General features: G+C 68.9%; 5 protein-coding genes and 1 pseudogene. 4 read left to right on the forward strand and 2 right to left on the reverse strand.

Annotated elements, in window-relative coordinates; genetic code table 11:
• Positions 1 to 35: 35 nt before the first annotated feature.
• On the reverse strand, positions 36 to 1283 hold the full coding sequence (locus ABZ656_RS36290) for an IS110 family transposase (protein ID WP_360273801.1): 1248 nt from the start codon (positions 1281 to 1283) through the stop codon (positions 36 to 38).
• A 521-nt stretch (positions 1284 to 1804) separates the two neighbouring features.
• On the opposite strand from ABZ656_RS36290, the gene ABZ656_RS36295 reads away from it, so the two are divergent.
• The 4 genes and pseudogenes from ABZ656_RS36295 to ABZ656_RS36310 all read left to right on the forward strand — a co-directional run.
• Positions 1805 to 3061: an NUDIX domain-containing protein gene (locus ABZ656_RS36295; RefSeq protein WP_360273804.1), complete on the forward strand. Its 1257-nt coding sequence runs from the start codon at positions 1805 to 1807 to the stop codon at positions 3059 to 3061.
• Positions 3058 to 4335, forward strand: coding sequence for a methyltransferase domain-containing protein (locus ABZ656_RS36300; protein WP_360273807.1), 1278 nt, complete (start codon positions 3058 to 3060; stop codon positions 4333 to 4335). The genes ABZ656_RS36295 and ABZ656_RS36300 overlap by 4 nt, the downstream gene beginning before the upstream one ends.
• Before the next feature lie 30 nt (positions 4336 to 4365).
• Positions 4366 to 5175, forward strand: a complete 810-nt coding sequence (locus ABZ656_RS36305; protein WP_360273810.1) for a class I SAM-dependent methyltransferase — start codon at positions 4366 to 4368, stop codon at positions 5173 to 5175.
• Positions 5172 to 5312: pseudogene (locus tag ABZ656_RS36310) on the forward strand (NUDIX hydrolase); the annotation flags it as partial. The gene ABZ656_RS36305 and the pseudogene ABZ656_RS36310, both read left to right, overlap by 4 nt.
• Positions 5313 to 5579: 267 nt before the next feature.
• Here the strand turns inward: ABZ656_RS36310 and ABZ656_RS36315 are convergent.
• Positions 5580 to 5729 (reverse strand): hypothetical protein, encoded by a 150-nt coding sequence (locus ABZ656_RS36315; protein WP_360273813.1) that lies wholly within the window; start codon positions 5727 to 5729, stop codon positions 5580 to 5582.
• Positions 5730 to 6003 lie beyond the last annotated feature (274 nt).

The following is a 6003-nucleotide window of genomic DNA, read 5'->3' on the forward strand; positions in this document are numbered from 1 at the left end:
TGAAAATGGCCTGAGCTTGTGTGTATCGGTGCAGCTCAACCGGCCTCTTCGCGTGGGGTGACGGTGACGTCGAGGCCGAGGGCTGCGAGTTGGGCGATCAGACGGCGGGTGTGGCGTTCCTTGCCGAGCCGGTTGGTGAAGTGGTCGGGGCCGAGGTCTTGGTAGGGGACCAGGTCGCGCAGGATGTGCCAGGCGGCGACCAGGATGGAGTGGCCGACCGCGACGGTGGCGCGCTTGCTGCCGCGGTGGGGTACGAGTCGTCGGTACTGGGCTCCGAGGTAGGTGCCCTTGCTGCGGGCGGCGGTGGCGCCGGCCAGGAACAGGGCGGTCTTGAGCCAGGTGTCGCCATGGCGGGTACGCCCGGACAGCCGCTTGCCCGCCGACTCCTTGTTACCCGGGCACATCCCGGCCCAGGAGGCGAGGTGCCCGGCGGTGGCGAAGCGGCCCATGTCGACACCGATCTCGGCGATCAGGATCTGGGCCATGACCAGGCTGATTCCAGGGATGGTGATCAAGAGCTCGACCTGCGCACGCAGGGGCAGCAGCTGCCGGTTGATCTCCTCACTCAGGCGGGCGATCCGTGCGTCGGCCTCATCGATCGCGCGGAGCATTGAGGCGACCATGAACGCGTGGTGCTCGCTGAAGCTGCCGGTCAGCGCCCGGGTCAGCAGGGGCACCTTGCCCTGCAGGCTGCCCAGTGCCAGGTCCGCCAGCACTTGTGGGTCACGCTCGCCCGCGACCAGGGCGTCCAGCATGGCGCGCGCGGAGCGGCCGGTGATGTCGCTGACCACTGAGCTGAGCTTGATCCCGGCGTCCTCCAGGAACATCGCGAGCCGGTTGACGTCGCGGACCCGGTCGCGGGTGGTCTCGGTGCGGTACCGGGTCAGGTCCCGCAGCTGCCGGATGTCGCGCGGCGGCACGAAACTGGGCCGCACCAGACCGTACTCGACCAGGCGGCAGATCCACTCGCAGTCCTTCACATCGGTCTTGCGCCCCGGCACGGTCTTGATGTGCTGGGCGTTCAGCAGCCACGGCTCGATCCCCTCGGTGGCCTCCAGCAGGTAGAACAGGGGTTTCCAGTACGACGCGGTCGCCTCCATGCCCACCCGGGTGATCTGGTTGTCCACCAGCCAGTCCCGCAGTTCCAGCAGACCGTCGCTCATCGTGGAGAACGTCCGCACCTCACGACGCGCCCGTTTCCCCGAGCCCGGCAGCCGGATGCACACCTTCGCGTCCGCCTTGCTCAAGTCGATGCCCGCGCACCGCTCTTCCACCACGTCCACGAATCCTGCCCCTCCCAGTCGATCTGCGACGGGTACCCGTCCTTCCGGGGCCACAGGATTTCAAAGACGCTCTCTTGCGTGCTCATGGCAACAACATTGGATTCCTGCACACGGCCCCCGCGTCCGACTGGCTATCGGGCTCACTCGCACCAAGCACAAACGATGTCCTCCGGACGGGCACCCCGCCCCATTTTCCCGGCCCCGGGGTGCGGCCGACAGGCCGCGGGATGACTGGGTAGAGGACAGCCCTCAAACGGACGAGGTATCTAGGTCGCGAGGCCGCCACGGACTGCGCTGCAAGGCCGGCCCGGGATCAGGCACAAGGGCCGAGCGTGCACCGGGCGGCCTCGACGCGGCACGCCTGGTGACGTCGGAACAGAGGACTGACCGAGCCACCCCGCACTTAAGGTTACAAACAGGCAAAACTTCCCGTCTCTTCCTGAGACAGTTGCCACATGGTTCGCAGTAGATCGTTCAGGCGCCTCCGCAGGGTGCCAGTGAGACAGGAGGAGAACTGAGACATGCGAACTGTTCCTAACGGCGGCCACATCGAGGCTGACGACCACACCCTCCTGGCCACGGCCCTGAGGGAAGTGCGCGAGGAGACAGGGATCCAGCCCGGGGATCTGTGCCTGACCCCGCTCGTAGATGCTCCGATCGACATCGACGTCCACGGCATCGACGCCAAGCACCCTCGCGGCGAGCCCGAGCACCGGCACTTCGACCTCCGGTTCGTCTTCTACGTTGCCAACAAGGACCCTGAGCTCGTCCTGCAGGACGAAGAGGTCTCGGGTGCGCAGTGGCGCCCTTTCGACGAGGTCAGCTCTCCGACGCTGCGCGCCAAGCTGCTGGAGGTCGGCCTGGACGGTCGGATCGAGCCGGTGAACGCCTCAGCATTGATCTTCGACGATGCCGGCCGCTACCTCCTCCACCTTCGCGACAACTACCCGGACATCTGGGAGCCGGGCGCCTTCGCGTTGCTTGGTGGCGGCCGAGAGCCAGGAGACCTGTCGCTGGAAGCCACGCTCCGCCGCGAACTGGCCGAGGAAGTACCCGGTCTGCACCTGTCCGACCTGAAGCCCTTCGCTGTGGAAGAGGCCACCGGCATCGACGGCCTATGCGTGCCGATCCAGGTCTTCGCCGGTCGATGGAACGGTGACCCCGACGCCCTGACCTTGAATGAGGGCATCCTGCTGCGCTGGTTCCCACAGGAGATGCTGCACCGGCTGCCGCTGAGTCCATCGACGACCGACCTCCTGCACCGGCACGCCGACCAGCACACCCCGACGAACGGTCCGTCGAGGAGTGTGCGCCCGGTGCGGGACGAGGCACCGGACGGGACCGAGCTTCATGTCGTCGGCGTCCACCTCTACCTTGAGGACAGCAGAGGCCGTCTCCTGCTCGGTCTGCGCCACCCCGACTCCGCGTATGCGGGGAGCCTCTGGCACTTCCTGGCCGGGCACTGCGAGAGGGAGTCCGCCGTCAGCTGTCTGGTGAGGGAGGCCGAGGAAGAGGCCGGTCTGATCCTTGACCCCGCCGACGTCGAGTTTGTGCACGCGGTCCACCTCGTCGACTCACCGGGCGCTCGGCCGCGCATCCAGCTGGTCTTCCGGGCCCGAGCATGGTCCGGCGCCCCGACGGTCCTGGAGCCCGACCGATGCGTGGAGTGGCGGTGGTGGCAGCCCAAGGACCTTCCGGCGGAGCTGGTTGCGTATACCCGCACAGCCATTGAGGGCATCCTCGCGGGCCGCCTGTACTCGGAAATGGGCTGGCAGTGACCGCAGAGTTCACCACCCCAACCGCTTCCGCAGGCCGTCCTCTCCCCCGGAAGGCGAGAGCCATCTCTGCTGACCTGCTCGCCGTCACGACCGCCGCACGCGCCGCCATGGTCGACCGCCTCGACGCCGACGGTGTGCTGACCGACCCGCTGCTGCGCGACGCCCTGCTCCGAGTCCGCCGGGAACTGCTGCTCCCCCACGCCTACGTCCGGGTGAGCAAGCCCGGCATCGAGCCGATCGAGTGGCGGCTCCTGGACGGCGCGCATCCCGACGACCAGGACGAGTGGCTCGACCTCGTGCACGGGGCAGACTCCGTGCTGCTGCAGCGCGACGGGGAACCGCTCGACTCCCTGGGGCGCGGGCGGCTCTCCGGCGGGCACATGACGTCGATGTCGACGTACACCCCGCTCACCGCCGAGGCGCTGCAGGCCCTGCAGCTGACCCCCGGCGTGCGGTACCTGGACCTGGGCACGGGCCCGGCAGTGTCGCTGGCGTACGCCGCTGTGATCACCGGCCCCGGATACGCGACCGGCATCGAACGGGATCGGCACATGGCCGCCTTCGCGCGGCGGAACCTCGAGCGGCTCGGCGTCGGTGCGACGGTGGTGGCCGGTGACGCGCTGGAGGGGCACGCGGCCGGGGCGCCGTACGACCTGGTGCACTCCGGGATCGGCGTGCCCTGCCTGCCGGCGGCGTGGGTGGAGCAGCTCGCGCCCGGCGGTCGGCTGCTGACGACGGTGACGACCCGTACTCCGAGCTGGCCCGGCCAAATGCTCGTGACCCGCACCCCGGCCGGCCGGGCCGAAGCAGTTCTCACGGGCAGTCCGCGCGGGTACCGGCCGCTGCACGGCTACGCGTGGCTCACCCCCGTGGACCACCGCTCCCGGATCGCCGCCAGTCCTGGGCGCCCACGGCCGACGCGGCTGACGCCGCCGCCGGACGACGCGTACGGCTTCTGGCTCGCCGCCGCATACCTCGCCCCGGGCCTGGTGCGCGACTTCCAGGCCGAGACGATGACGATCGTCGCCCCCGAGGAGGACTCCTGGGCGGTCGCCGATCCCGACGGCACCACGGTACGGGTCCACGGCGCGAGAGATGTGTGGGCCGACCTTGAGGACATCCACACCCGCTGGGTCCGGGCCGGCCGACCGGGTGCGTTCCAAGTCGACGTGCCGAAGGACGGCGGGACGCAGCACATCGCCTCCGGCACCGGGCCCGACGCCCTGAAGTGGGTCCTGCCCGCGTCTTCAGCCGCACCCCGGCAACCCGCCTGACGCCCAACCCCCTGATGCGAAAGGAGCGCTGTGAGCCTATTCGAGTCGGCAGCCGTCGACTACGCCCGCCACCGCCCCGGGATTCCCGATGAAGTGGTCCGGCTGTTGGCCGGAGTCCTGGAGGGAATCGACCGGCCGGTACTGCTCGACCTGGGTGCGGGCACCGGCCAGGTTCCGGCCGCCCTGGTCCCCGCGATGCCGAGGATCGCCCGGGTGGACCTCGTGGACGCGGACGAAGGCATGCTCCGCGAGGCCGCCGCCCGGCTTCCGTCTCTGCCCAGCGCGGGCACGATCGCCTTTCACACCATGCCGGCCGAGGAGTTCACCACCCCGCACGCCGGCTATCGCGCCCATCTGTTCACCTGCGCGCGAGCCTTCCACTGGATGTCCAGGCCCGCAGTTCTGGCGATGGCTGACCGCGTCACAGCTCCGGCCGCGACGTTCGCGGTAATCGGGGACGGCAGCCTGTGGACCCATCAGGCCCGGTGGACGTCCGAACTGAAGCAGCTCGTCCAGTCATACCTCGGCGAGGAGCGGCAGGCCGGCACGACGGGCGTGTACGCCGAACCGGGCCGCCGCTACCAGGACGACCTCGCCGACTCCGCGTTCAGCGGCATCGCCGAACACCGTTTCCCTGTCCGCCGCACGTGGACACCCGGGACTGTAGTCGGCTACCTGCGCAGCACGAGTTTCGCCCGCCCGGCACTGTTCGGCGGCCAGCATGCACGGTTTGAGCAGGAGGCCCGCTCGTTGCTGGAGGAGCACTCCCACAGCGAAGGGCTCGTCGAGGACGCCGTGTTCACCGTGCTGCTCGCGCGCCGCCCGGGCGGTGGCCTGTGAGCGGCGGGCGGCACACCGAGCCGCTGAACGTGCACCTGATCGCGCTCCGCGACAGTGAGACCGGACCCGAGGTGCTGCTGTCCCGGCGGGCCGGCGATGTGTACGCGACAGGCCTCTGGCACCTTCCGTCCGTTCACTAGGCAAGTCGCATGTCGAGTTTTGACTTGTCGAGTTTCGCACCGCGAGCGTATCCGGTTCCCACTTCTGGCAGCAGGAGGTCAGCGTTCCGCAATGGACACCTCTGATGATGTACTCATGTTGGGCGACGTCCTACTCGGGATGTGGTCCGCCCGGGACCGGCTCCTGAAAGCAGGACTGGCGACAGACAGGGGCGACCCGATCGGCGGCCTGGCACAGTCGCTCACCGCCGCAGCCCTCTGGCCGCGCGAGTCGGTGGCTTCGGCCTACAGCCGAGCCAGAGCGGTGCGTACGGGGTTCGACGAGTCCGGGGAGTTCGGTCCGGCCGTAGGCGGATGGAACGGCACCACGAGCTCGCTAGGCGTCGACTTGGCCGTGCCCTTGTACGTGCCGAATATTGCATCCACGCTGGTCACAGCCCTGATTCGACGTCATCGGACCGCGCCTGACGGGGCAGCCTCCCGCGCGGAGAAGAGGCTCTTGGAGCATGCGTGGGCCGACTGCGAGGATGGTCAACTGTGCTGTTGCGACTGCCGTACCTCGCCCTGTCTACCGCCTTCAGCCTCATACGGCTGTTGCCGATGAGTGATCGGGCGAAGGATCTGGAGATCCTGGCCCTGCGCCACCAACTCGCCGTACTGCAAAGGCAGGTAGACAAGCCACAACTGACCTGGCCCGATCGAGCGCTGC

The sequence above is a fragment of the Streptomyces sp. NPDC007095 genome (assembly GCF_040634475.1).
Lineage (GTDB): Bacteria > Actinomycetota > Actinomycetes > Streptomycetales > Streptomycetaceae > Streptomyces.

Coding starts and splice junctions, on each gene's coding strand:
- ABZ656_RS36295 (WP_360273804.1), top strand. CDS start 1,805: ATGCGAACTGTTCCTAACGGCGGCCACATCGAGGCTGACGACCACACC.